Source organism: Bosea sp. 685 (assembly GCF_031884435.1).
Classification (GTDB): domain Bacteria; phylum Pseudomonadota; class Alphaproteobacteria; order Rhizobiales; family Beijerinckiaceae; genus Allobosea.
The window spans coordinates 3,310,908-3,334,420 of the sequence record NZ_CP134779.1; the positions used below are offsets into that span (position 1 = coordinate 3,310,908).

19 protein-coding genes and 1 tRNA gene are annotated in these 23,513 nt (G+C 66.4%); 15 read left to right on the forward strand and 5 right to left on the reverse strand.

All coding sequences use genetic code 11. The features are described from left to right. From RMR04_RS16845 to RMR04_RS16895, 11 genes are all read left to right on the forward strand, one after another. A complete protein-coding gene (locus RMR04_RS16845; RefSeq protein ID WP_311909486.1) occupies positions 1-843 on the forward strand; it encodes an ABC transporter permease in 843 nt (280 codons plus the stop codon). Next, positions 843-1,706 (forward strand): ABC transporter ATP-binding protein, encoded by an 864-nt coding sequence (locus tag RMR04_RS16850; protein ID WP_311909487.1) that lies wholly within the window; start codon positions 843-845, stop codon positions 1,704-1,706. Before RMR04_RS16845 ends, RMR04_RS16850 begins: the two co-directional genes overlap by 1 nt. Next, positions 1,703-2,506 (forward strand): ABC transporter ATP-binding protein, encoded by an 804-nt coding sequence (locus RMR04_RS16855; protein ID WP_311909488.1) that lies wholly within the window; start codon positions 1,703-1,705, stop codon positions 2,504-2,506. The genes RMR04_RS16850 and RMR04_RS16855 overlap by 4 nt, the downstream gene beginning before the upstream one ends. A 78-nt stretch (positions 2,507-2,584) precedes the next feature. After that, on the forward strand, positions 2,585-2,869 hold the full coding sequence (locus tag RMR04_RS16860) for an enolase C-terminal domain-like protein (protein ID WP_311909489.1): 285 nt from the start codon (positions 2,585-2,587) through the stop codon (positions 2,867-2,869). A gap of 162 nt (positions 2,870-3,031) precedes the next feature. Further along, on the forward strand, positions 3,032-3,715 hold the full coding sequence (locus tag RMR04_RS16865) for a hypothetical protein (protein ID WP_311909490.1): 684 nt from the start codon (positions 3,032-3,034) through the stop codon (positions 3,713-3,715). A gap of 418 nt (positions 3,716-4,133) precedes the next feature. Beyond that, positions 4,134-4,958, forward strand: a complete 825-nt coding sequence (locus RMR04_RS16870) for an IclR family transcriptional regulator (RefSeq protein WP_311909491.1) — start codon at positions 4,134-4,136, stop codon at positions 4,956-4,958. 2 nt (positions 4,959-4,960) lie between these two features. Continuing rightward, positions 4,961-6,259 (forward strand): NAD(P)/FAD-dependent oxidoreductase, encoded by a 1,299-nt coding sequence (locus tag RMR04_RS16875; RefSeq protein WP_311909492.1) that lies wholly within the window; start codon positions 4,961-4,963, stop codon positions 6,257-6,259. Between the two features lie 13 nt (positions 6,260-6,272). Next, complete coding sequence (locus tag RMR04_RS16880) at positions 6,273-7,349, forward strand: ABC transporter ATP-binding protein (protein WP_311909493.1); 1,077 nt, start codon at positions 6,273-6,275, stop codon at positions 7,347-7,349. After that, positions 7,346-8,230, forward strand: coding sequence for an ABC transporter permease (locus RMR04_RS16885; RefSeq protein ID WP_311909494.1), 885 nt, complete (start codon positions 7,346-7,348; stop codon positions 8,228-8,230). The genes RMR04_RS16880 and RMR04_RS16885 overlap by 4 nt, the downstream gene beginning before the upstream one ends. Further along, positions 8,227-9,042 carry an ABC transporter permease gene (locus RMR04_RS16890; protein WP_311909495.1) on the forward strand — a complete coding sequence of 272 codons (816 nt, stop codon included), beginning with the start codon at positions 8,227-8,229 and terminating at the stop codon, positions 9,040-9,042. The genes RMR04_RS16885 and RMR04_RS16890 overlap by 4 nt, the downstream gene beginning before the upstream one ends. Beyond that, positions 9,039-10,091 carry an extracellular solute-binding protein gene (locus tag RMR04_RS16895; protein WP_311909496.1) on the forward strand — a complete coding sequence of 351 codons (1,053 nt, stop codon included), beginning with the start codon at positions 9,039-9,041 and terminating at the stop codon, positions 10,089-10,091. The genes RMR04_RS16890 and RMR04_RS16895 overlap by 4 nt, the downstream gene beginning before the upstream one ends. A 583-nt stretch (positions 10,092-10,674) precedes the next feature. On the opposite strand, the gene RMR04_RS16900 is transcribed toward RMR04_RS16895, so the two are convergent. Then, positions 10,675-12,249 carry a winged helix-turn-helix domain-containing protein gene (locus RMR04_RS16900; protein WP_311909497.1) on the reverse strand — a complete coding sequence of 525 codons (1,575 nt, stop codon included), beginning with the start codon at positions 12,247-12,249 and terminating at the stop codon, positions 10,675-10,677. A gap of 334 nt (positions 12,250-12,583) precedes the next feature. On the opposite strand from RMR04_RS16900, the gene RMR04_RS16905 reads away from it, so the two are divergent. The 3 genes from RMR04_RS16905 (at position 12,584) to RMR04_RS16915 (ending at position 17,764) form a co-directional block, all read left to right on the forward strand. Then, on the forward strand, positions 12,584-13,516 hold the full coding sequence (locus tag RMR04_RS16905) for a hypothetical protein (RefSeq protein WP_311909498.1): 933 nt from the start codon (positions 12,584-12,586) through the stop codon (positions 13,514-13,516). A gap of 151 nt (positions 13,517-13,667) precedes the next feature. Further along, positions 13,668-14,291 (forward strand): invasion associated locus B family protein, encoded by a 624-nt coding sequence (locus RMR04_RS16910; protein ID WP_311909499.1) that lies wholly within the window; start codon positions 13,668-13,670, stop codon positions 14,289-14,291. A 305-nt stretch (positions 14,292-14,596) separates the two neighbouring features. Continuing rightward, on the forward strand, positions 14,597-17,764 hold the full coding sequence (locus RMR04_RS16915) for an autotransporter outer membrane beta-barrel domain-containing protein (RefSeq protein WP_311909500.1): 3,168 nt from the start codon (positions 14,597-14,599) through the stop codon (positions 17,762-17,764). Between the two features lie 23 nt (positions 17,765-17,787). On the opposite strand, the gene RMR04_RS16920 is transcribed toward RMR04_RS16915, so the two are convergent. From RMR04_RS16920 to recJ, 3 genes are all read right to left on the reverse strand, one after another. Then, positions 17,788-18,291 carry an ISAs1 family transposase gene (locus RMR04_RS16920; RefSeq protein WP_311909501.1) on the reverse strand — a complete coding sequence of 168 codons (504 nt, stop codon included), beginning with the start codon at positions 18,289-18,291 and terminating at the stop codon, positions 17,788-17,790. A 639-nt stretch (positions 18,292-18,930) separates the two neighbouring features. Continuing rightward, positions 18,931-19,005: transfer RNA gene (locus RMR04_RS16925), tRNA-Glu, on the reverse strand. Positions 19,006-19,150: 145 nt separating this feature from the next. Then, positions 19,151-20,956, reverse strand: a complete 1,806-nt coding sequence (recJ, locus tag RMR04_RS16930) for a single-stranded-DNA-specific exonuclease RecJ (RefSeq protein ID WP_311909502.1) — start codon at positions 20,954-20,956, stop codon at positions 19,151-19,153. Between the two features lie 109 nt (positions 20,957-21,065). Between recJ and RMR04_RS16935 the strand changes: the two genes are divergently transcribed. Next, on the forward strand, positions 21,066-22,721 hold the full coding sequence (locus RMR04_RS16935) for an FAD-binding dehydrogenase (protein WP_311909503.1): 1,656 nt from the start codon (positions 21,066-21,068) through the stop codon (positions 22,719-22,721). Positions 22,722-22,728: 7 nt separating this feature from the next. On the opposite strand, the gene RMR04_RS16940 is transcribed toward RMR04_RS16935, so the two are convergent. Continuing rightward, positions 22,729-23,508 (reverse strand): enoyl-CoA hydratase/isomerase family protein, encoded by a 780-nt coding sequence (locus RMR04_RS16940; RefSeq protein ID WP_311909504.1) that lies wholly within the window; start codon positions 23,506-23,508, stop codon positions 22,729-22,731. Positions 23,509-23,513 lie beyond the last annotated feature (5 nt).

A 23,513-nucleotide genomic window follows, 5' to 3' on the forward strand; every position in this document is an offset into this window, starting at 1 on the left:
ATGGCGCTGCTTGCCGATATTCGCTTCGTTCTCAGGCGGAACTTCGTCACCACCGTAGCGGGCGTGCTGATCGTCATTCTGCTCGCCATCGCGCTGATCGGGCCCCATGTGGTGCCGCACGACCCGCTCGCCACCAATCTGCGCGACGTGCTGCGGCCGCCCTCGGGGACCTACTGGTTCGGCACCGACCATCTCGGCCGCGACATCTTCAGCCGGGTCGTCACCGCAGCCCAGCTCGACTTCGCCATCGCGACCGTCGCCGTGGCGCTCTCAGCGGTCATCGGCAGTGCCATCGGGGCTTTTGCCGGCTATGTCGGCGGCTGGCCCGACAAGCTTTTGTCGCGCATCGTCGACGTGATGATGGCGTTTCCGCTCTTCGTCGCCGCGATGGCGCTGGTCGCGGTCCTGGGCAACTCGGTCGAGGCCATCGTCCTGGCGACCGCGATCATCAACCTGCCATTCTATTTCCGCCTGATGCGCGCCGAGATCGCCAAGCGCAGCGACGCCGGCTATGTCGAGGCGGCGCTGGTCAACGGCAACGGGCTCGGACGCATTCTGTTCCGCTTTCTCATCCCCAACGCCCTGCCCCCGGTGATCGTGCAGATTTCGCTCAATCTCGGCTGGGCGATCCTGAACACGGCCGGGCTCGCCTTCATCGGGCTCGGCGTCACGCCGCCGACGCCGGAATGGGGCATCATGATCCAGGAAGGCTCGGCGATGATGGTGTCGGGCCAGTGGTGGGTGGTCGTCTTCCCCGGGGCGGCGCTGGCGCTGTCGGTGTTCTGCTTCTCGCTGCTCGGCGATGGCATCCGCGACATCATGGATCCGAGGCGGCGCAGCTGATGGCGACCTTGCTGGAGATCGATACGCTGCATCTGGGCTTCGAGGGGGCGAACGGCCTGACCGCGGCGCTGCGCGGCGTCAGCCTGTCGCTCGCACGCGGCGAATGCGTCGCGCTGGTGGGCCAGTCCGGATCGGGAAAATCGGTGACGGGCCTGACGATCCTGCGCCTCCTGGGAGCCAATGCGCGGATATCGCAAGGTGCGATCCGGCTCGACGGCGAAGACCTGCTCGCATTGTCTGAAGCACGGATGCGCACGGTCCGCGGCGGCCGGATCGCGATGATCTTCCAGAACGCCAAGGCCTCGCTGAACCCGATCCGGCGGGTCGGCGACACATTGGTCGACATCGTGCGCGCCCATGACCGGACCGGCCTGTCGCGCAAGGCGGCGCTCGCAAAGGTGATCGGCATCATGGATGCGATCGGCATCGCGCTGCCGGAGGAGCGGGCGCGCGCCTTCCCGTCCGAGCTGTCGGGCGGCATGTGCCAGCGCATCGGCATCGCGGTCGCGCTGGCCTGCGAGCCCGAGCTGATCATTGCCGACGAGCCGACCTCCGCGCTGGACGTGACCACGCAGAAACTCGTGATGGAGACGTTGATCCGCACCTGCCGGGGCCGGGGCGTCGCAGTGCTGTTCATCACGCACGACCTCGCGCTCGCCTCGGAATATTGCGACCGGGCGCTGGTGATGAATGCGGGCCGGATCGTCGAGGAGGGTCCAGCAACGCGTGTCTTCACCGCGCCCGAGCATCCCTATACGCGGGCGCTGCTCGATGCCCTTCCCTACGGCAAGACCGACGCATCCGAATTGCGGCCGATGGAATGGGAAGACCCGGATACAGCCGGCGAAGGAGCGCGCACATGATCGAACGCCCGCTCCTCGAACTGCGCAGCGTCAGCAAGTTCTATCCCATGGCCGGCGGCCCTGTCGTGGCCGTCGACGAGGTCAGCTTCGATGTCCGCCCGGGGGAGATTCTCGGCATCGTCGGCGAAAGCGGCTCGGGCAAGACGACCGTATCGCGCATCGCCGCCCGACTGATCACCAACAATGAAGGGCGGATCTTCTTCGACGGCCACGACGTCACGCATCTGTCGGGCCGAGCATTTGCGGGGAACCCGCTCAGGCGCGATCTTCAGATGGTTTTCCAGGACCCGCTGGCGAGCCTCAACCCGCGCTTCCGCGCGGGGCGCGCCATCGCCGACCCGGTGCGTCGGCTAGGTGCTCCCGACGAGCGCGCGGCCGAGACACGGCTGGTGGGCGAGGCCGCGACCCTCGCGGGCCTGCCCGAACGGCTGCTGACGAGCTATCCTCACCAGCTTTCCGGCGGTCAACGCGCTCGGGTCGATATCGCCCGCGCCATTGTGCTGAAGCCGAAGCTTATTATCCTCGATGAGCCCACCTCGGCACTCGACGCTTCACTCCAGGCCCATGTGATCCGCACGCTGCTGGACCTCCGGCGCGAACTCGGCTGCGCTTTCATCTTCGTCAGCCACGATTTGAATCTCGTCAGGCTGATCTCGGATCGCATTCTGGTCATGCACCGCGGCAAGGTGGTGGAATCCGGCCCGGCGCGAACCGTGTTCGAGGATCCGCAGGCCGACTACACGCGCCAGCTGATCGCGGCCATTCCAACCCTCGGGCGCTCGCGGACGCAGGCGAGCTGACGCCAGCCCTTGCCGACAGCCGGCGCCGACCGCAGCCGTCGATCATCCGCGTCGGCGGACTGACCGAAGCGATCAAGATTGGCCAAGCCGCCGAAACCTATTTCGATAGGCGTCACGCCTCACAATCCGCATGGGCCGATCGCAATCACAGCTTCGGTCACATTGGCAGCGGTCCTGACGAACTTTGTCATTCTCGAATCGTATGAGAACGCTAATCCGCCCTCGCGAAACCAGTTCGTAAAGGACGGCCCGCTGATCAAGGGCAATTTTTATCCGGTTTCGGATATACTTGGACTGGGCATTGAGATTGATGAATCCAAATTGGGAGATCTGTCTTCCGACACCGAACGGCTCATTGCCTAAGAGCTCGTCCAAAGCAGGCCGAGCCGTTGTGGCCCTGGGTCGATCGAGCTTCAACGAGCCTCGTTGTCTCCGGCGGCAATGGCGTCGAACGGGACGCGGCCTGACTCGATTATCTGAGGCTGATCGAACCGCTGACACCCCATCCGAACCGACTGGGCCGACATGGTATCTGACGTGAGCACGCCTCGCCGCCCAAGCACCACCGATCTGCGCCGTTTCCTGGATCTCGAGCAGCAGCGCGATTGGATGCAAGGCAAGACGACCCTGCGCGACGCCGATGAGCGCTCGGAGTCGCTGGAACTGCGTCTCAAATACGTCGCGCGGTTCGAGAAACTGCTGCGCCGGCCTCAGGCAGAAGAGGTCCTGGACATTCTCCGCCGATACGGCCGCAACTGCATCCCGATCCCGAGCCGGACCGAGCGGCATTACTGGTCGGTTTCCTGTCTGCCGTCGACGCCGGGCAAGGCGCTCATTCGCGTCAATGCGAGCTGGATGGAGCTTTTCTCGCTCTATGCGGATGGCGAGGGCATCCGCGGGCTATTTCTGGTGCATCTTTCCGATTTCACCAGCGACCATTCGCTCGATCACGGCCAGGTGGATGACGCTTTCCTTGAGCGCTGCGTGACGACACCCGAAGACGTCAGCTATATCTTCCCCCGCGGCGAGGACATTTTTGGCATCAAGATCCGCGGCCTCTCCTCGATCGGTAAATTCCTCGCGGCGCGCCGTTCGTTGCAGGCCATCCGGGCATTCAACCTGACGCATATGAACCGGGGTCGGAACGCCTACCAGGCGAGCCACTGCTACAGCCTGGCTGACCACATGTTGAGCAGTCGCGCGGGCTGAGCGGAAACAGTTCGAATCTCTGTTTGTGAAATGGCGCGCCGTTCAGGAAAAACTGCGAACACCGACCCGTTTGCAGTACCGCTATAATCTCTCCAGTCGGATCAAGATCGCACCGCCCGTGCGCTTTCCGGCTCGGACGACGGCCGGGCTTGCGACCCACAGCCGACATTGGCAGCGCCCGGTTTCGGGCAAGCGTCGTTGAGCGGCTGGAACAACGCACTGCGCCCGATCAGCAAAGCTCGCACCGATGCGCCCTCCCCTGTCGGTACGGCACCGAATTGACGCCTCCAATCGTGGACAGGCGAGCTCAGCAGCGATCTTGCATCCACGCCGTCAAGATATTGTGTCGCTAGACGATACTTTTAATTGTATTGCAATCCATAGCGCTGCGTCATAGCTTTTCCCCGGATTGAGCGCGGTGAGGGGCAAATTGGCGGTCAGCAAGGATCCTTCTGTCTCCATTGGGAGCGAGAACGCCGCGCAGGCGAATTCGCTTTTCGTGACCTCGCTCGAGCGCGGCTTTGCCGTGCTTGAAGCAGTCGGCAACGAGCGGCGCGATGTCGGGGTGACGGAGATCGCGGCGAAGACAGGGCTCGACAAGAGCGCCGCGCAGCGCTTCGCCTTCACGCTGCAGGCCCTTGGCTATCTCGAAAAGAACCCGGCGACGCGGCGATTCAGACTGTCGCGGCGCGTGCTCGGGCTGGCGCATGCCTATCTGCGCACCGATCCGCTGGTCGAGCTGGCGACACCTTATCTCGCCGATCTCAGGCAATTCTGCCAGAAGCGAGTCGATCTGAGCCTGCTGGACGGCTTCGATATCGTCTATGTCGTCCGGCTCCAGAGCCAGCGCGAGGCCTTCGGCGCCACGGTGATCGGACGCCGCATTCCGGCATTCTGCTCCTCGGGCGGTCGGGCGATGCTGTCGCTGCTGCCGGAGGACGAGACGCGCGCGCTGGTCGAGCGCAGCCCGCGCAAGCCGCTGACGCCGCATACCATCACCGATGTCGAGGCTGTGATGGCGCAGATCGCGCGGGCCAGGCAGGACGGCTTCGCCGTCTGCGTACAGGAAGCCCTGATGGGCGAGATCGTGGTCGCCGCGCCGGTCGTCGACATGCAGGGCCGGCCGCGCGGCGCCGTTCACATCGCCATGGCCCTCGCCGACCATGACGAGAACGAGGTCCGGACCAAATTCGCGCCCATGGCGGTTGCCGCCGCCCGTCTGATCTCCGGCGGAGGGTACTGAGCTTGCTGCCCTATCCGCAGACGCAATACGCCGCCAGCCGGAGCGATGACGCCCAGTGGCCCGTCCTCGACGGCGACTGCGAGGCCGAGACCTGCGTGATCGGCGGGGGATTGGCCGGCCTGGCGACGGCGCTGGGCCTTGCCGAGCGTGGACGATCGGTCGTGCTGCTTGAGGCCAACCGCATGGGCTGGGGCGCGTCGGGCCGCAATGGCGGCTTCGCCAGCGCTGGCTATCCGCTGTCGATGCGGGATCTCGCCGCGCAGCGCGGGCTATCCGACGCCGCGGCACTCTGGCGCCTGAGCGCGGAAGCGCTCTCGGTCGTCAGCCGCCGCGCGGAAGCGCTCGGCCCCGACACCTTGCAAGGCCACGGCGCCTTGCGCTGCCGCATCGCCTGGCAGCCCGAGACGCTGCGTGAGCATGTCGGCTGGATGAACGAGCATTTCGCGGCAGGCATTGTCCATCTGCCGCCAAGGGAGCTCCGCGCTTTGCTGGCGACGGATGCCTATGCCGACGGTTTCCTCAATCCGGCTTCCCTTCAGATCCAGCCCCTCAATCTGGCGCGCGGGATGGCGCATGCCGCTGCAGCAGCGGGCGCGCGACTTCACGAGGGGTCGGAGGTCGTCGCGATCGAGGCCGCCGGCGCTGCGCGCAAGGTCGTCACGCGGTCAGGCTCGGTCATGGCTCGCCATGTCGTGCTGGCCGGTGGCGCGCATCTGGGAATGCTGCATAGCGGCCTGGGGCTCGCCACGGTGCCGGTCGCATCCTTCGTCGTCGCCACCAAGCCAGCATCCGAGCAGCTGCGTGCCGCCATCCGCACGGGCTTTGCGGTGTCCGACACGCGTGTCGCGACGGATTACTATCGCGTGCTGCCCGATGGCCGTCTGCTCTGGGGCGGCAGGGCCAATGCCTTCGAATATGCACCCGGGACACTGCGCGACCTTTTGAAGCGCGACATTGCGCGAATCTATCCGCAACTGGCCGATCTGGAGATCGAAAGCGCCTGGTCTGGGCTGATGCCGATTGCCCGGCACAGAATGCCTGTCATCGGGCCTCTGGCGGAGGGCCTCTGGGCCGCCGCCTGCTTCGGTGGGCTCGGCCTCGTCAACACCACGCTCGCGGGCGAGTTGATCGCATCGGCCATTGCCGAGGGCGACGACCGCCATCGCCATTTCGCGCCGTTCGGGCTGCCTTTCGCCGGCGGCACCTACGGCCGCGCCGCGTTCCAATTCATCTACTGGCGCCATCAGCTCGAGGATTGGTTCAAGCGCCCTCGCGCTCGCAAGGCGGGAGGCCAGCCGTGACCGAAGGCCCAGCATGAACGACACCATCGTCGCCATCTCCGATGTCTCGAAGCGGTATTCAGGCGCGGCCCAGCCGGCACTGGCCGGCGTCTCGCTCGACATTCGCCGCAACGAGTTCTTCACGCTGCTAGGCCCGTCGGGCTGTGGCAAGACCACGCTGCTGCGGCTGATCGCAGGGTTCGGCATGCCCGATTCCGGGCAAATCAGCCTGGACGGCAAGCTCTTGGGCCAGACCCCGCCAAATCTGCGGCCGATCAACACCGTCTTCCAGAGCTATGCGCTTTTTCCGCATATGAGCGTGGCGGAGAATGTCGGCTTCGGGCTCGAAATGCTCGGGCGGCCGCGCGAGACCGTCAGGTCCCGCGTCGCGGAGATGCTGCGTCTCGTTCGCCTCGAGGGGATGGGCGAGCGCCGTCCGGCCCAACTCTCCGGGGGCCAGCAGCAGCGCGTCGCGCTGGCGCGCGCCTTGGCGCCGGCGCCCAAGGTGCTGCTGCTCGACGAGCCGTTGTCTGCCCTCGATCTCAAGTTGCGGCGCGAGATGCAGATCGAACTTAAGCGGCTCCAAACCGAAACGGGCATCACCTTCGTGTTCGTGACGCACGACCAGGAAGAGGCGCTCGCGATGTCCGACCGCCTGGCGGTGATGCGCGACGGCGTGGTCATGCAGGTCGGCTCGCCGGAAAACCTCTATGACAGGCCAGCCAATCTCTTCGTCGCCGAGTTCATCGGCGAGGCTAATTTCTGGAATGCGACCTGTCTCGAGCGCAGCGGCGCAGGCGGGCGCTTCGCGATCGGCACAAGCGAGGCCGTCATGCACGTCGCCGAGGCGCAAGGGCTGACTGAGGGGGCAAAGGCCGTGTTGGTCGTCCGGCCCGAGCGCATCACGCTTGGCGCGGCCGAGCCCGGCCTGTTGCACGGTACCGTGGAGACGGCGGTCTATCGCGGCAGCGACCTCGTCGTGCATGCCGCGCTTGCGGGCGGGGGCGAATTGCGGGCGCGCCTGCCCGGCAGCATCGCGGCAGCGGGGCTGATCGGCACCGCCACGGGGTTCGCCTTTCCCGCCGACGCAGTGCGGGTCTTCCCGGCATGAGTACGGTCCGGACCTCTCCTGGGCTGCTGGCGGCGCCGGCTGCGCTCTTCCTGATCGTGTTCATGCTCGTGCCGGTCGGCCTGATGCTTTATGTCTCGACGCTCGAGCGCGGCGCCTTCGGAGGCGTCAATTGGGGCCGGCACACGGCCATCGCTTATGAGAAGCTGCTGTTCGAGCGAGATCTGGCGGGACAGATCACCTTCAACAGCGACTATATCGCGATCATCCTGCGCTCGTTCCGGCTTGCGGCCATCACCACGGCAGTCACGCTGGCGCTGGGTGTCCCGACGGCTCTCTACATGGCGAGCCTGCCGCCGCGCCGCGCGGCCTTGATGCTGTTCCTCGTGACCGTCCCATTCTGGACGAACCTGCTCGTCCGGAATTTTGCGTGGATCCTGATCCTGCGCAATGGCGGCCCGCTCGACAGCGCGCTCGCGACGACCGGCCTCCTCACGCCACCGCTCGACATCCTTTACACGCCGCTCGCGACGGGAATCGGCCTGACCTATTCCTTCCTGCCCTTCATGATCTTGCCGATCTACGTCGCACTCGAGCGCATCGACCGGCGCCTGATCGAGGCAGCCTTCGACCTCGGCGCTGATCGCTGGCGCGTGCTCTCGCGCGTGGTCCTGCCGCTGGCGGCGCCCGGCATCGCCGCTGGCGCCATCCTCGTCTTCGTGCCCTGCCTGGGAGCCTATGTCAGCCCTGAGCTGCTGGGCGGCGGCAAGTCGCTGATGATCGGAAACCTGATCCAGGCCCAGTTCGGCGCCTCGCGCAACTGGCCGTTCGGGGCCGCGCTGGCGCTCGTTCTCCTGTTGGTTCTCCTGATTGCGCTGGCTCTGCTGGCCAGCGTGAGGCGGCGGGAGCGGCTTGCATCATGAACGAGGCCAGGCACCCTCTCCGCCTTCCCGGCACAGCAGTCCTCGCCGCGCTCGCGATGCTCTTCCTCTACGTGCCGATCATCGTGCTCGTGGTGCTCTCGTTCAATGCGAGCGACATGACGACGATCTGGACCGGCTTCAGCCTGCACTGGTACGCCCAGGCGCTCGGCAACGACACAATGCTCGTCGCCATCGGCAATTCGCTGACGGTGGCGGCGGTCGCGACCATCCTTGCCACCGCCGCCGCGACGTCGGCTGCGCTCGGCATCGCGCGTTCGGGCGGCCGCGCCCGCACGGCTGTCGAGGGGCTGCTCGGCCTGCCTCTGCTCGTTCCCGAAATCGTCACCGCCGTCGCGCTGCTGATGCTCTTCGTGCTCGTAGGGGTGAGGCTGGGGCTGATGTCGGTCATTCTCGCGCATACGGTCTTCTGCATCCCGTTCGCCTATTATCCGATCCGTTCGCGCCTGGCTGCACTGGACCCCGCACTCGGGGAAGCGGCGAGCGATCTCTACGCGCCCGCATGGCGGCGTTTCCTGCGCATCGAGCTGCCCTTGCTCGCTCCGGGCATCTTTGCCGGCGCGCTGCTCGCCTTCATCAGCTCGCTCGGCGATTTCGTCATCACCTATTTCGTCGCCGGTCCCGGCGCCACGACGCTGCCCGTCTACATCTACGGGATGATCCGCACCGGCATCACACCGGAGGTCAATGCGCTGTCGACGCTCCTGCTGCTGGCTTCGGTCGCGGTCGTCGCCATCGTCTTCCGAAGTGGAACCACGCCTGCCAACCAAACAAGGGGAGAGAAGACTTCATGACGATAACCACCCGATTCCGCGCGGTTCTCGCGGCGCTCGCGCTCGCGGCCACGCCCGCCGCCGCGCTCGCCCAGTCGAAGCAGCTCCTGCTCTACAGCTGGGCCAATTACGTGCCGCCCGATCTGATCAAGCGCTTCGAGGCGGAGACCGGTATCAAGGTCAGCCTCGACGTCTATGACAGCAACGACACGATGCTCGCCAAGCTGCAGGCCGGCGGTGGCGGTTACGACATCGTCGTTCCCAGCAATTCCATCCTGGCGACGATGATCAAATCCGGTCTCCTGCTGAAGGTCGATGCGGCAAAAATGTCGAATTTCGGCAATGTCGCCGCACCTCACGATCGGCCCGCCACCGACCCAGGCCGCGAGTATTCGGTGCCGTATCTCTGGGGCTCGACCGGATTCACTTATGATTCCGCCAAGGTGCCGGGCGGCAAGCTGACCGAGAGCTGGAAGGAATTCTTCGAGCCGCGGCCCGAGCTCTCTGGTCAGATCGCCGTGCTCAACGATCAGGGCGAGGTCTACAGCGCGGCCGCACTCTATCTCGGGCTCGACACCTGCAGCGAAGACCCCGCGGACGGGCAGAAGATCCTGACGCTGCTTGAAAAGCAGAAGCCGCATGTCAAGATCTATTCCTCGACCGGCACGATCGACCGCGTCGCGGCCGGCGAAGTCATCATGCACCAGCAGTGGAACGGAGCGTCGCACCGTTCGCGTGCCAAGCTCCCGACCGCCGTCTTCGTCTACCCGACGGAGGGGATGAATCTCTGGGGCGACAATTTTGCCGTTCCCAAGGGAGCGTCCAACCCCGAGAGCGCCAAGATCTTCCTGAACTGGATGATGGTCCCGAAGAACGCCGCCGAGGCCTCGAATTTCAGCGGCTACAACAATGCCATCAAGGGCGCGGAGGAGCTGCTCAGAGCAGACCTCCGCGACAATCCGGCGATCAACCCGCCGGAAGCCTTGAAGACGCGGTTCAGGCCGGTCAAGGATTGCTCGCTCAAGGCACGCGAGATCCGCGATGGAGTCTGGACGCGGCTGCGCCGCTAACTTCGGAAGGCAGACGTCCTTCGGGGCCTGCCTTCTGCTTTCACAAGCGCTTTTCCGCTACGGGTCTCAGGGCTACAGACCCGTTCACCGCCTCAGGCTGCCATAGGTCCTCCTGAAGGTCCCCGGCCGTGCCCGACAACCTGCCGGCTCACGTGGCGTGCCTGATCGGGCCTTCGCGAGTCTGGTCCAAACAGAGTTGATGGGGGGACACAAATGCGGGGGCATCGCGGGGGGACGCCCTCGATTTTCGATCGCTAATTTTCATTGATTTTCAATTAGTTAGACCACTCACAGTTGAGTGGCGCGCCATTCAGGATAAAACTGCGAACACCTATGTTATTGAAATTGATAAATAATTTTTCTGTGCCAAGGCGCGATTAGTCGGTGGTTCATCGTAACCTTATCTTTGAACGCGTTCGCGAATCTGGTCGATGGCGGACAGGTTGATCAGGGCTTCGACCTAAAGCAGAACCTTGGCTGGCGCGGTCTGGTCGAATTCGGCCGGAAGCGGGCATCGCGTCACCGCAGAACACCCAAAGTGCTTGCACTGTTCGCTCGGCATCAGCCTTTTGCCGATCGAGGCTCAGTACTCCGGCAAACCTGCCGCGAGAAGTGCTTTCGCAAGCAGCGCGGCCGCGGCCAACAAGACTGGGCTTGCGTTTTTGATGGGCAGGAGGACATTTCCCAGGTTCGAGCCCGGCCGCAACGCCATGCCTTGATCCATGGCTGCTCTCGCTTCAGCCGGCCGTCCCAGGCCTATATAGGCGGCAGACAGCAGCATGTGGCTGCGTCCCGTCGCCGGGGTGATGGCGATGGACTTTTTCAGCCATGGCAAGGCGTCTTCGCTGCGACCCATCAACAGATAGGTCCTCCCCACATTGAGCTTCCATGTCCAGCGCGAGACTTGCGGCGTGTCGTAACTGTCGGCCCGCTTGAACGAGGACAGCGCCTCCTCGAAGCGGCCCGCCTGGAGCTGGGCGATACCGATATGCGTCAGCGCGGGTGCGTGCCAAGGATTCAAGGCCAACGCCCTGGCGCAGACAACAAGGCTCTCGGTGAATTCATTGGTGGCGCTGAGGAGCCGGCAAGAGGCGTCGAGGACGGGGATGCTGGTCGGTTTGATCCGCAAGGCGCGTTTCAGGATCGATCCCGCGTGGGCCTCGGCGGCGGCGCTCTCTGTCGGGTCGTACCAGATCATCTGAACGCCGCGCATCTGAAGGGCTGCCAGAGCGATGGCGAGATCGACATTGTCGGGATCCTCGGCCAGCGCCTTTTCCAGCATCGCCTGCGACGTCGCAAAGCGCTCTCGCGACGTGTGGATGATGGACGCGGTGGCCTGCTCGATCACGACCTTGGCGCCGCCGGCCGATGGACGACCCTCGGGCGTGGCTGGTCGCGGATCGGCATTGACGAGCGCATTGATGCGCATCGCCAGCGGATAACCGACGCCCGCCACGAGCCGGGACTGCTGCAACGCCAGATCGGCCTCGTCGATGACCACCGAGACCGGCGCGGTCCAGACGATCTCCCCGGTCGCCGTCCGGGTCATGCGCGCCTGCGCCTCCCAGGACCGTTCGGTTTTGCGGAGCTCGCCGGTCACGATGAAGTCCGCCTGCTGCGATGTCTGCGGCGCCACGACGCTGATGGTGTCGATCTGCGCCAACCCGTCCGCGAGGCGGGTCGTCATGATCGCCGCCATCGCCTTGTCCTCGTCGCCGGCTGCGACCGGCATCACCGCGATCGATGGCGGCCGCCCCGCCATGAGGAACCCCGGAGCGAGCATCATCATGATGATGGCGAGGGCGAGGATGCAGCCGAGCCCGGCGGTCGCGACGGCAGCGCGGCGGCGGCGCACGAAGCGGCGCCATGACGAGGCGGGCACGAGCGCAGGGCCGGTTTGCGTCGCGCTGCGCAGCGCAGGGTGCGCAGCCTGCGCTACGCGCGTGGCAGGCTCGGCCGAGACCTCGGCCTCGAACAGATACCCGCTGCCGGAGACGACCCGGATCACCTCGCGTCGATCGTCGCCGAGCGCGCTCCTGATCTCCCGGATGCATTGAAACAGGTTGTCTTCGCCGACATGGACGTTGGGCCAGACGGCGTCCATCAGCTCCCGCTTGCTGAGCACGCGCCCGGGATTGGTCGCGAAGAGGACCAGCATGGCCAGGGTTTTGGGGCGCAGCTTAACGGCTTCGCCGGCGGGTCCACGCAACGTGGCGCGCCGTCGGTCCAGTTCAAACCCGGCAAACCGCAGCAGCATGCCTTCGATCACCCCGATTGTTTCATAGAGCGGCCCCTCGCCCAGAGGTCCGCTGAAATGGGAATACCAGAAAACTTTCAGAAAATGTGCAGCCGCCTTTCAGGACGAGGCGATTGGCGAAACCGTATCTTCGTGTGCGTGACGGCGTCCGAATCCAGATGACGCGAGACCGGCAGGAATCCGCAGGCCGTGGCCTTGATGCCGGCCTGAACCGGGGAAGCGAAACGATCGACCCATGGCGATGGAAGCCGACCAGGTTTTGGCGCATCCTGCCCTTGGCACCTGCGTCCGCAGGCAGGCAGCGGCGCTGATGCAGCTCCATCAGGCCAGCCCCCGCCTGGCGTCGCCCTTCGCGACGCAGCAGCGCTGGCTGATGTCGCAGGCCGCGCTGGCGCAATATTTCCGCAACGAAGCCGCGGCGGCCGGCAGCGGCCTGTTGGCACAACGGGTCGTCGACATCGCCCTGCGTCGCGGCCTCGCCAGCCGCAACACCGCGGCGGCCTTCATCAGCGAGATGCTCAAATACGACATTGTCCGCCACATCGCAGGCAGCGCGGGCAAACGGGCGCGGCCGTTCGAGCCGTCGCCTCGGACGCTTGTCATGCTGCTGCACTGGCTCGCTCTCCATCTGGCGACCCTGGACGCGCTCGATGGCGGGCAGCGGTCGGCCGCGCTGGCCGCCCAGCCGGCGCTTCTGCCCATGATCCAACCGCTGATCGCCGATGGCCTGCTGGCCTCGCGAGAGGTTCGCAAGCCGAGCCGGACGTTTTCGCTGTTCACCTGGGTCAATGACGGGGGCGTCGTGATGGACCGCCTGATCGCCGGTTGCAGGCCGCAAGAGGACGAGACCCAAGACGACGAGACCAGAGTGGGCGACAGCGACGCCGTTCTGGGCCGCGTGACGACCGACGTCACCGCGGTATCGGCTCTCGCGCTCCGCCTGAACCTGTCGCGCACCCAGCTCGGACGCAAGCTCGCCGCCGCCGAGGCGATGGGCAGCCTCGGCTGGAGCGGACGGCGGGGCCGCTCGCCGCTTTGGGTCTCCGATGGCTTTCGGCACGAATATCACAGGGCGCAGTCCGTGAAGCTGGCGATCATCGATGCAGCCTTCGAGGCCTGCTTCGAGGGCGAGCACGACCTCGTTATCAGCGATGCGGTATCGGCGTGAATCCCGCAATCGGCGGCGATGTGACCATTTTTGGGGGTCGGCCGGTTTCGGCCGCCCGAATGCTATGCCGCTCGAAACCGGCTCGCTATCACGGCCCTGTCGGCGCCGGTCGTGCGCCGTCGACTCGTCGCAATGCGACGCTGGAGCGTCCATGATCCGCCGCTTCCCCGCCCCGGGACCTTTCGTTCGTCGTATCGGCCTCGTCCTGGTGACGGGCGTCACGCTTTCTGCTTCCTCGGTCCTGGCCCAGCAGGCCGGCAGCAGGCCTCCGGCGGCAGCATCTGCACCGTCGGCAGTTCCCGCTGCCGTCTCGTCCGAGCCGGGCGCGACGACGGCGAGCTTCGGCGACTGGACGCTGCGGTGCCAGCGCCTGGACGTCGACGGCAAGGCGGCGCGCGTCTGCGAGGTCGGCCAGACCATCCAGCTCCAGGGCCAGGCCGCGCCGATCGCGCAGGTCGCGATCGGCCAGCTCAAGCCCGCCGACCCGCTGCGGCTGACGGCGGTGCTGCCGGTCGGCGTCTCCTTTCCCGGCAGCGTGCAGATCGCCTCCGACGAAAAGGACGTCAAAACCCTCGACCTGCCGTGGCGGCGCTGCCTGCCGAGCGGCTGCTTTGCGGACGCCGCCCCCGACGACGACACGCTCAGGCGCTGGCGCGGCGCGAGCCAGGCCGGCCGCATCGTCTTCAAGGATGCGGCGGCGCGCGAGCTGGCGATCCCGTTGTCGTTTCGGGGCCTCGGCCAGGCGCTCGATGCGCTCGCGAAGGAGCGGGTCTGACGCATGAGCACGTCGCAGCGGCCAGGGTCCCTGACGACGCCAAGATCCTGTCGCGCCGGCGGCGCCGGCGCGGCGTTCACCGGCTCGCTGGCTCGCTGGCTCGCTGGCTCGCTGGCTCGCTGGCTCGCTGGCTCGCTGGCGAGTCAAAATTCTTGGTTCCGGTCCGGACGCAAGAGCCAATCAAAAAGACGTTGAGTAACGGGCGTGGCGGCCGCGCGTGGCGCGCGGGCCAAATCGCTGAGAAGTCAGGGGCGAACACGATGACGGGCAATTGCAGCAATCCAACCAGCAGATGTCGGGCCCTCGTGGCCGACGCCTCAGCGGTGGCGCTGCTCGCGGGCTTCGCGCTCGCGGCGCTTGCCGGGACGGCAGCGGCGCAGGACGCGACATGGCTGCTTAATCCCGCCACGGGCGATTTCAACACCGGCGGCAACTGGACTCCAGCGACCGTGCCGACCGGCACCGCATCCTTTGGAGTGTCCAACACTATCAACCTGACATTCTCGGCCCCGACCACCACGATCGGCAGATGGACTTTCGATGCGGGAGCATCGAACTACACGTTTACCAACAATGCGCAAACGCTTGACTTCGTCGGCGCTGGCATCGTCGTCAATGGCGGTGGGCTCAGCATCACGAACAACGGGCCGCTGCAATTCCTCAACAGCAGCAGCGCCGGCGGCGCCGGGATCACGAACAACAACCTGATCGAGTTCTTCAACAACAGCAGCGCCGGCAGCGCTGCGATCACGAACGGCAATACCATTCGGTTCCGCGACAGCAGCAGTGCCGGCGGGGCAACCATCACGAACAACAGCACGCTGGAATTCCGCAACACCAGCAGCGCCGGCGGCGCCGGGATTACGAACAGTTCGAATCTTCAGTTCTTCAACACCGCCAGCGCTGGCAACGCCACGATCGTAAACAACGACTTCGTGGGTTTCAACGACGCCAGCAGCGCCGGCAGCGCCGCGATCACGAACAATTCCGGCCTGTGGTTCCGCGACACCAGCAGCGCCGGTAGCGCCGCGATCACGAACGTCGCTAGTGTGGAATTTTTTGCGAACAGCACCGCCGGCAGCGCCACGATCGTAAACAACAACGGCGTGGGTTTCAACGACACCAGCAGCGCCGGCAGCGCCGCGATCACGAACTTCGCCAGCCTCTTGTTCCGCGACACCAGCAGCGCCGGCAGCGCCGCGATCACGAACAACGGTTTTGCGCAGTTTGTTGGCGGCAGCACCGCTCTTACCGCCACGATCGCAAACTTCAACACCGTGCTGTTCCTCGACAACGCCAGCGCCGGCAGCGCCACGATCACGAACACTGGTGCCGGTTCCCTGGAATTCTACACTACTAGCAGCGCTGGCAGCGCGAACATCGCCAATAGCGGGTTCCTGCGCTTTTCCGGCGCGAGTAGCGCCGGCACGGCGACGATCGTCAACAACAGCGTCCTGCGCTTCGAGAACGGCTCGACCGCCGGAAGCGCCACCATCACGACGAATGCGAACGGCTCGACGGCGTTCCTCGACGCCACCACCGGCGGCACGGCGCGGTTCATCCTGGAAGGCAACGGCGAACTCGACATTTCCGGCAGAGCCGGCGGCGTCAGCATCGGTTCGCTGGAGGGTACGGGCGGGCTCGTGCGCGTCGGCGGCGAGACGCTCACGGTCGGCACACGCAACACCAACGGCAGCTTCGGCGGCGTCATCCGCGACGACGGGCTTGCCGGCGGCTTGACCAAGGTCGGCACGGGCACGCTGACGCTGACGGGGACGAGCACCTATACCGGCCCGACGCAGGTCGACGGGGGCCGGCTCATCGTCGACGGCTCGCTCGCCTCGCCGGTGACGATCGGCGCGAACGGCACCTTCGGCGGCTCGGGCACGATCCCGCAACTCACCATCAACGGCACCGTCTCGCCGGGCAATTCGCCGGGCACGCTGACCGTCAACGGCAACGTCGTCTTCGGGCCGGGCGGCGTCTACGTCGCCGAGATCGAGGGTGCGCAGGCCGACCGCATCAACGCCACCGGCACGGCGCAACTGGCCGGCACGCTGCGCCTCGTGCCGCTGGGCGGGACGTATCTGTTCAACACGCCTTACACACTGCTTCGCGCGCAGGGCGGACGCACTGGCACGTTCGGCATTGTGCAGACGCAAGGCTCGTTTGGCGCCGGCATCACGTCGCAGGTCGCCTATACCGGCGCCGACGTGAACCTGACGCTCGCGCCGGCTCCGCTCGCGCCGATCGTCGCGCTCGGCCCGCTCGGCATCGGCAGCCCGCGCAACCCGGCCGCCGTGGCTGCCGGCTTCGACGCCGCGCTCGCGGCGGGCGCGAACCTCGACGCCTTCTTTCCGCTCTACAATCAGTCGGCGGCGAACCTGCCCGGGGCGCTCAACACCTTCTCGGGCGAAGTGCATACGTCGGCCGCCGCCATGGGCTTCGACGTGTCGGGGCGCTTCCTTTCGACCATGCTCGACCCGTTCGCGCTCGGTCGGCGCGGGCAAGCGGGGAGCTCGATGGGCGCGTCCTCCTTCTATGCCGCCGAGCAATACGCGAAGGCGCCCGGTCCGCTTGACCGTATCGGCCGCACCTCGCTCGACGTCGCCGCACCCGATCCGCGCAATTCTGTCTGGGGCAGCGTCTTCGGCGCGACCGGCCATGTCGATGGCAGCGCGGGCGCCGGCTCGGCTAGGCGCGACAGCGACCATGCCGGCGTCGCCGTCGGCGCCGACTGGCGCTTCGATCCCAATGCCGCCATCGGCTTCGCGGTCTCGGGCGCCAAGGCCAATGCCTCGCTCGCCGGTGGCCGGGGCTCGGCCGAGGCCGACGCCTTCCAGGCCGGCCTCTACGGCATGGCGCGCGCCGGCGCATTCTCCTTCGGGGCCTCGGCCGCCTATAGCTGGCTCGACGTCGAGGCGCGCCGCACCGTGCCGGTGCTGGGCTTCCAGCCGCTTTCGGCCAAGTATGGCGCCCACGGCTTCGGCGTGCGCGCCGAGGCCGCCTGGGAGGCGCTGCGGTTTGGCGGCATGACGCTCTCGCCGACCGCCGCGATCCAGGCGCAGTCGATCCGCACCGACGCCTTCCGCGAGACCGCCGCCCCCGGCGCGGCCGCGGGCGTCGCCGCGCTCGCCGTGAACGGACGCACGTCGAATGCTTTGCGCACCGAGTTGGGCCTGCGGCTCAACGCCGACTTCCGCGCCGGCGCGACCTACCTGACCGCGTTCGGCAGCGTCGCCTGGGCGCATTATCTCGAGCGAGACATGACGATGTCGGCCTCGATCGCGGCGCTGCCGGCTGCGAGTTTCGTCGTGGAGGGCGCGCGCCGCGACCGCGACGCGGCGCTCGTCGGCCTCGGCCTCGACATTCGCCTGACGCCCGCCGTCAGCATCACGGCGCGGGCCGACGGTGCCTTCTCCGCCAACTCCGGCGAGATCGGCGGCTCGGCGGCCTTGCGCGTCCGGTTCTGACCACCAGGGCAATCGCTTGAATGTCATGAGTTTGGCTGAGCGATTGCGTTGAAGAGGTAATCATCGTCCCAACCGAGCGTTTTGCGGCGGGTCTTGATGCTGGCTTTGTCGTTGATTTGCTTGATGATGTTGATGCTGGCGTGTCGGATGGCGGCCATGTTTGCGGGTCCGTTTTGAGATCGCAGGCGCATCAGGTCATCGTGGAAGACGACGTCCATGACCCAGTGGAGTCGGTTTTCGACACCCAGTGGGCGCGCACGGCGTGGGCATTGGGATGCAGAGAGTGTTGCCGAGGAGAGGTAGTAGCGCCTGGCCAGCGAAACCTGGCCGGCGCGCTCGACGGTTGCCTCGACCATTCCGATCATGGCCAGCGCGGCAAAGCGCGATTCTCCGGGAAAGCGTTGGTCGGAAGCGAGCCATGAGACGTCGTGGCTGACGCGATGGCGGCGGGTCTTGATGCGGCCATGGCCTCCCTCGGTGGCATCGTGGGTGTCGAAGGCGCTTATCGGCGCTCGCTCGAAGAACACCGCTTACTGTAGGAGTGGCTGGCGGCGAGATTGAGCGGGCTAGCTCCTGTCGACTTGGCCGAGCTGAGACTGCTGTCCAGAGTTGTCCAGCAGGCTGCGTCAGTGCGCGAAAATCAATCAGGCGGGATCAGATCGAGGGTGAATTCGAGGTGCTGCTGCGCTCACGCCAGCCGACGCCGGTCCTGTTGGATCTCGTCAGTGCGATGATGAAGAACGCCTGGGATCAACGCCGGCAACAGGTGGCGGATGTGATTCTGAGCCTCCGGAAGGAACTCAGGGATATCGATACCCAGACCGACAAGCTTCTGGAGCGGATTATCGAATCCGACAGCCCTGCGGTGACGTCGGCCTATGAGAAAAAAATCGTCCAGCTCGAACAGCGCAAGCTGCTCCTGAGCGAGAGGATCGAACAGAGCGAGCGGCCAACGGTTGGCTATCGCGAAATGTTCGAACTCGCCATGGGCTTTCTCTCAAGCTACTGGAAAATATGGAGTTCTGGTCAGTTCAAACTGCGCCGAATGGTCCTAAGCTTAGCGTTTGTCGAGCGTATCGCCTACAGCCAGGAGGACGGGTTTTCGAACTCGAAAATATCGTTGCCGTTCAATATCTTAAAGGAGATTTGTATGCAGAAAAAGATGATGGCGCGACCTACGGGAGTCGAACCCGTCTCCCCAGCGTGAAAGGCTGGTGTCCTAACCGATAGACGAAGGTCGCGGGCCTCTGAATCGACGGCTGCCCGTCGAGAAGCGGGGCGAGGTATAGTGGCAGGGCGCGCCCTCTGCAAGCGCCAGTTTGACGATATCCGGGGAAAGTCCGGAGTGGCCCGCCGCCACCGGCCTTCCCCTCAAAACGATAGCAATCAGCCCAAGCGCGCCATGTCGAGGACGCGCAGCTCGGCGCTCTCACGGCCGCCCCAGCGGTTCAGCGTCAGCGTCGCGGCAAGATGGACGCTCTCGCCACGCGCCGCCAGCAGGGCGCGTCCCAGCGGCTCCTGCGCCACGCGGAAGGCGATGCCGCCCACGGTCGCGCCGTCGCCGCTCTTGAGCTTGATGCGGACATGGCCGCCGCTGCCGATCTCGACAGCCTCGACCAGGCGATGCGAGGGGAAGACGAAAACCGGCTCGGGACTGCCTGCGCCAAAGGGCCCTGCCTTGTCGATCTCGGCGAGCAGGCGCGGATTGGCGCCGCCCGCGCTCAGCGCCGCATCGATCAGCAGCGCCTCGGCCTCACCGGCCGCCGCGACCTGCATCGCCAGCCGCTCGGCCAGGAAAGCCTGGAAAGCGGAAGCCTGCCCGGCAGCCAGCGTCACGCCGGCCGCCATGGCGTGGCCGCCGCCCTTGACCGCGAGCCCGGCCTCGACCGCCTCGCGCACGGCACGGCCGAGATCGACACCGGCGACCGAACGGCCCGACCCAGTCGCGCCGCCCTCCCCGTTCAAGGCGAGCGCGAAGGCCGGGCGCCGGAAGCGCTCCTTCAGCCTTGCTGCGACGAGGCCGACGATGCCGGGATGCCAATCGGCAGAGGCCGCCATCAGCACGGGCTGGTCGGGCAGGCTCATCAGCGCATGATCGGCCTGCGCGGTGGCTTCCAGCACCGCCTGCCGCTCGATCTCCTGACGTTCCTGGTTCAATCGGTTGAGTTCGGTCGCGATGCTGCGCGCCTCGATCTCGTCTTCGGTCAGCAAGAGCCTCGCCCCCAGCGCCGCATCGCCGATGCGGCCACCGGCATTGATGCGCGGGCCGAGCAGAAAGCCGAGATGCCAGGGCTGCACCGGGCCATCCAGCCCTGCGACATCCATCAGCGCGGCCAGTCCCGGCCGCGTCCGCCCCCGCAAGATGGCGATGCCCTGGCGCACGAAAGCGCGGTTGAGACCCTTGAGCGGCACGACATCGGCCACCGTCGCCAACGCCACGAGATCCAGCGCCGCCAGCAGATCGGGCTCGCCCTCCGCCCTGCCCGCCCAGAAGCCCTGCCGCCGCAGCGTCCGGCTGAGGGCCACGAGCGTCAGGAAGACGACGCCTGCCGCGCAGAGATGGCCGAGCCCGGAGAGATCGTCCTGCCGGTTGGGATTGACCAGGGCGGCGACGGGCGGAAGCAGCTCGGGCGCCTGATGGTGGTCGAGGACGACGACATCGAGCCCGAGCCTTTGCGCCTCGGCCAGCGGCTCATGGCTGGTCGTGCCGCAATCGACCGTGACCAATAGCGTCGCGCCTTCGCCTGCCAGTGTGCGGATGGCGTCGCTGTTGGGACCATAGCCCTCGATCAAGCGGTCGGGGATATGGATGCGCGGCTGCGCGCCAGCCTGGCGCAGGAAGCCCGCGAGCAGGGCCGCCGAGCAGGCGCCGTCGACATCGTAATCGCCGAAGATCGCAACCTTCTCGCGCCGCTGCGCCGCCTCGGCGAGACGGGCGGCGGCAGCTTCCATATCGGTCAATGTCGCGGGATCGGGCAGGAGATCGCGCAGGCGGGGCTCGAGGAAGCCCAAGGCCTCATTGGGCTCGACGCCGCGCCCGGCGAGCAGGCGCGACAAGGTATCGGGAATGCCTTCGAGCTGCGCCAGGGCCTCGGCGCGACCGAGCCCCGCAGCGTCCAGCCTGTCGCGCCAGGGCCGGCCGAGCACGGAGTGGGACACGCCAAGGAAAAGGCGCTGGGGAATGAGACTCATGATCTAAGGGGGTCGCGCAGGCGCGTGCATTCGTCAACCGCTACCTGCCTTGCCGGGCTTTAGGGGATCGCCATACTGCGTGGCAAGCAGCCGGGAAAGGGCAGCAGGAATGGGGCAGGACGCGGACGTCATCATCGTTGGGGCCGGTCTCTCCGGGCTCGTGGCTGCGACAGAGCTCACCGACGCCGGCCGGAAGGTCATCCTGCTCGATCAGGAGCCCGAGCAATCGCTGGGTGGGCAGGCCTTCTGGTCGCTCGGCGGATTGTTCATGGTCGACACGCCCGAGCAGCGCCGCCTGCGCATTCGCGATTCGCGCGAACTCGCCGCGCAAGACTGGTTCGGCTCAGCGGGGTTCGACCGCTCCGAGGACGATTGGCCGCGCAGATGGGCGCAGGCCTATCTCGACTTCGCCTCTGGGGAGAAGCGCGCCTGGCTGCATGGGATGGGCATGCGCTGGTTTCCTGTCGTCGGCTGGGCCGAGCGCGGCGGCTACCTCGCCAGCGGCCACGGCAACTCGGTGCCGCGCTTCCACGTCACCTGGGGCACCGGGCCCGGCGTGCTGGAGCCGTTCCTGCGTCGGCTGAAAGAGGCGCAGACCCGCGGCTTGATCGAGCTTCGCTTTCGCCACCGCGTCACTGCGCTTACCCGCGGCGCCGGCGCGGTCGACGGCGTCGAAGGCGAGATCCTGGAGGCGAGCACGGTCGAGCGTGGAGCGAAGAGCTCACGCGATGTGGTCGGGGCTTTCGCGCTCAAGGCGCAGGCCGTGATCGTCACCTCCGGCGGCATCGGCGGCAATCACGATCTCGTCCGGGCGAGCTGGCCGCAGCGCTTGGGCGCTCCGCCCCGGCGCCTGCTCTCAGGCGTGCCCGACCATGTCGACGGCGCGATGCTGGCCATCGCGGAGGCGGCCGGCGGCCGCCTGATCAATGGCGACCGGATGTGGCACTATGTCGAGGGCATCGCCAATTGGGCGCCGATCTGGCCGCTCCATGGCATCCGCATCCTGCCCGGCCCCTCCTCGCTCTGGTTCGATGCACGCGGCAACCGCCTGCCGGTGCCACTGTTTCCCGGTTTCGACACGCTCGGCACGCTCGAGCACATCATGAAGACGGGCTACGATTATTCCTGGTTCGTGCTGAACCGCAGCATCATCGCCAAGGAATTCGCGCTCTCGGGCTCCGAGCAGAATCCCGATTTGACCGGGAAGAGCTGGCGCCAGGTGCTGGGACGAGCGGGCGGCGGCGTACCGGCGCCCGTCCAGGCCTTCATGGACAAGGGCGAGGATTTCATCGTCGAGAGCGATTTTTCCCGGCTGGTCGCGCGCATGAATGCGCTTGCCGGCGAAGCGCTGATCGACGAGGCGCAGCTTCGGGCCGAGATCGAAGCGCGCGACCGCGCGCTCGACAACCCCTTCGGCAAGGATCTGCAGGTCACGGCACTGCGCGGCGCCCGCGCCTATCTCGGCGACCGCCTGATCCGGACAGCCAAACCGCATCGCATCCTCGACCCGGCGCATGGTCCGCTGATCGCCGTCAGGCTCAATATCCTGACCCGCAAATCATTGGGCGGCCTGATGACGGATTTGTCCTCGCGCGTGCTGGATGGGACGGGCGAGCCGGTGCCCGGGCTCTATGCGGCCGGAGAAGCCGCCGGCTTCGGCGGCGGCGGCCTGCATGGCTATCGTGCGCTCGAAGGCACCTTCCTCGGCGGCTGCCTGTTCTCCGGCCGGACCGCCGGGCGCGCCGCAGCGAAGGCGGTGGGATAGGCGCGGCTTACTTGCCCTGCCAGTGCGGCGCGCGCTTGCCGAGGAAGGCTTCCATGCCCTCGCGGAAATCGGCGCTCATATAGCACATCAGGACGAGGTCATCGCCCTGCGGGTGGCCATTGGCCTTGGCGATGCGGCGCAGCGCTTCCTTGGTCGCGCGCATCGTCAAGGGCGCATGGCCTGCGATCGTGGTCGCCAGTTCGCGCATCCGGACGAGGAGCGCGGCATGGTCCGGGACGAGCTCGTTATAGAGCCCGATGCGCTGCCCCTCCTCGGCTTCGATCAGGCGCGCGGTGAAGACGATATCCTTGACGCGGGCGGGGCCGAGCAGCGTCGCCAGCCTGGCGTAGTTGCTCATCGACAGACAATTGCCGAGCGTGCGCGCCACCGGAAAGCCGAAGCGGGCCGATTGCGTCGCGATCCGGATGTCGCAGGCGCAGGCGATGCTGGCGCCGCCACCCGTGACCGCGCCGGAGATCGCAGCGATGGTCGGAATCGGGCAGCTTTCAATCGCCGTGATGATGCGGTCGATCCGGCTCTCATAGGCCAGCGCATCGTCTGGCGTATTGAAGGCGCGAAACTGCGTGATGTCGGTGCCGGCGGCGAAAGCCTTTTCGCCGGCGCCGGTGAAGACGAGCACTTTCGGGTCGCCATGGCCGGGAAGATCGCCGCAGATCGCGGCGAGGCGCTCATACATCGCGAAGGTCAGCGCATTGCGGGCCTGGGGGCGGTTGAGCGTGATCGTGCCGATGCCGTCCGCGACGGTGTAGAGAATCTCGTCGTCCATGCTAA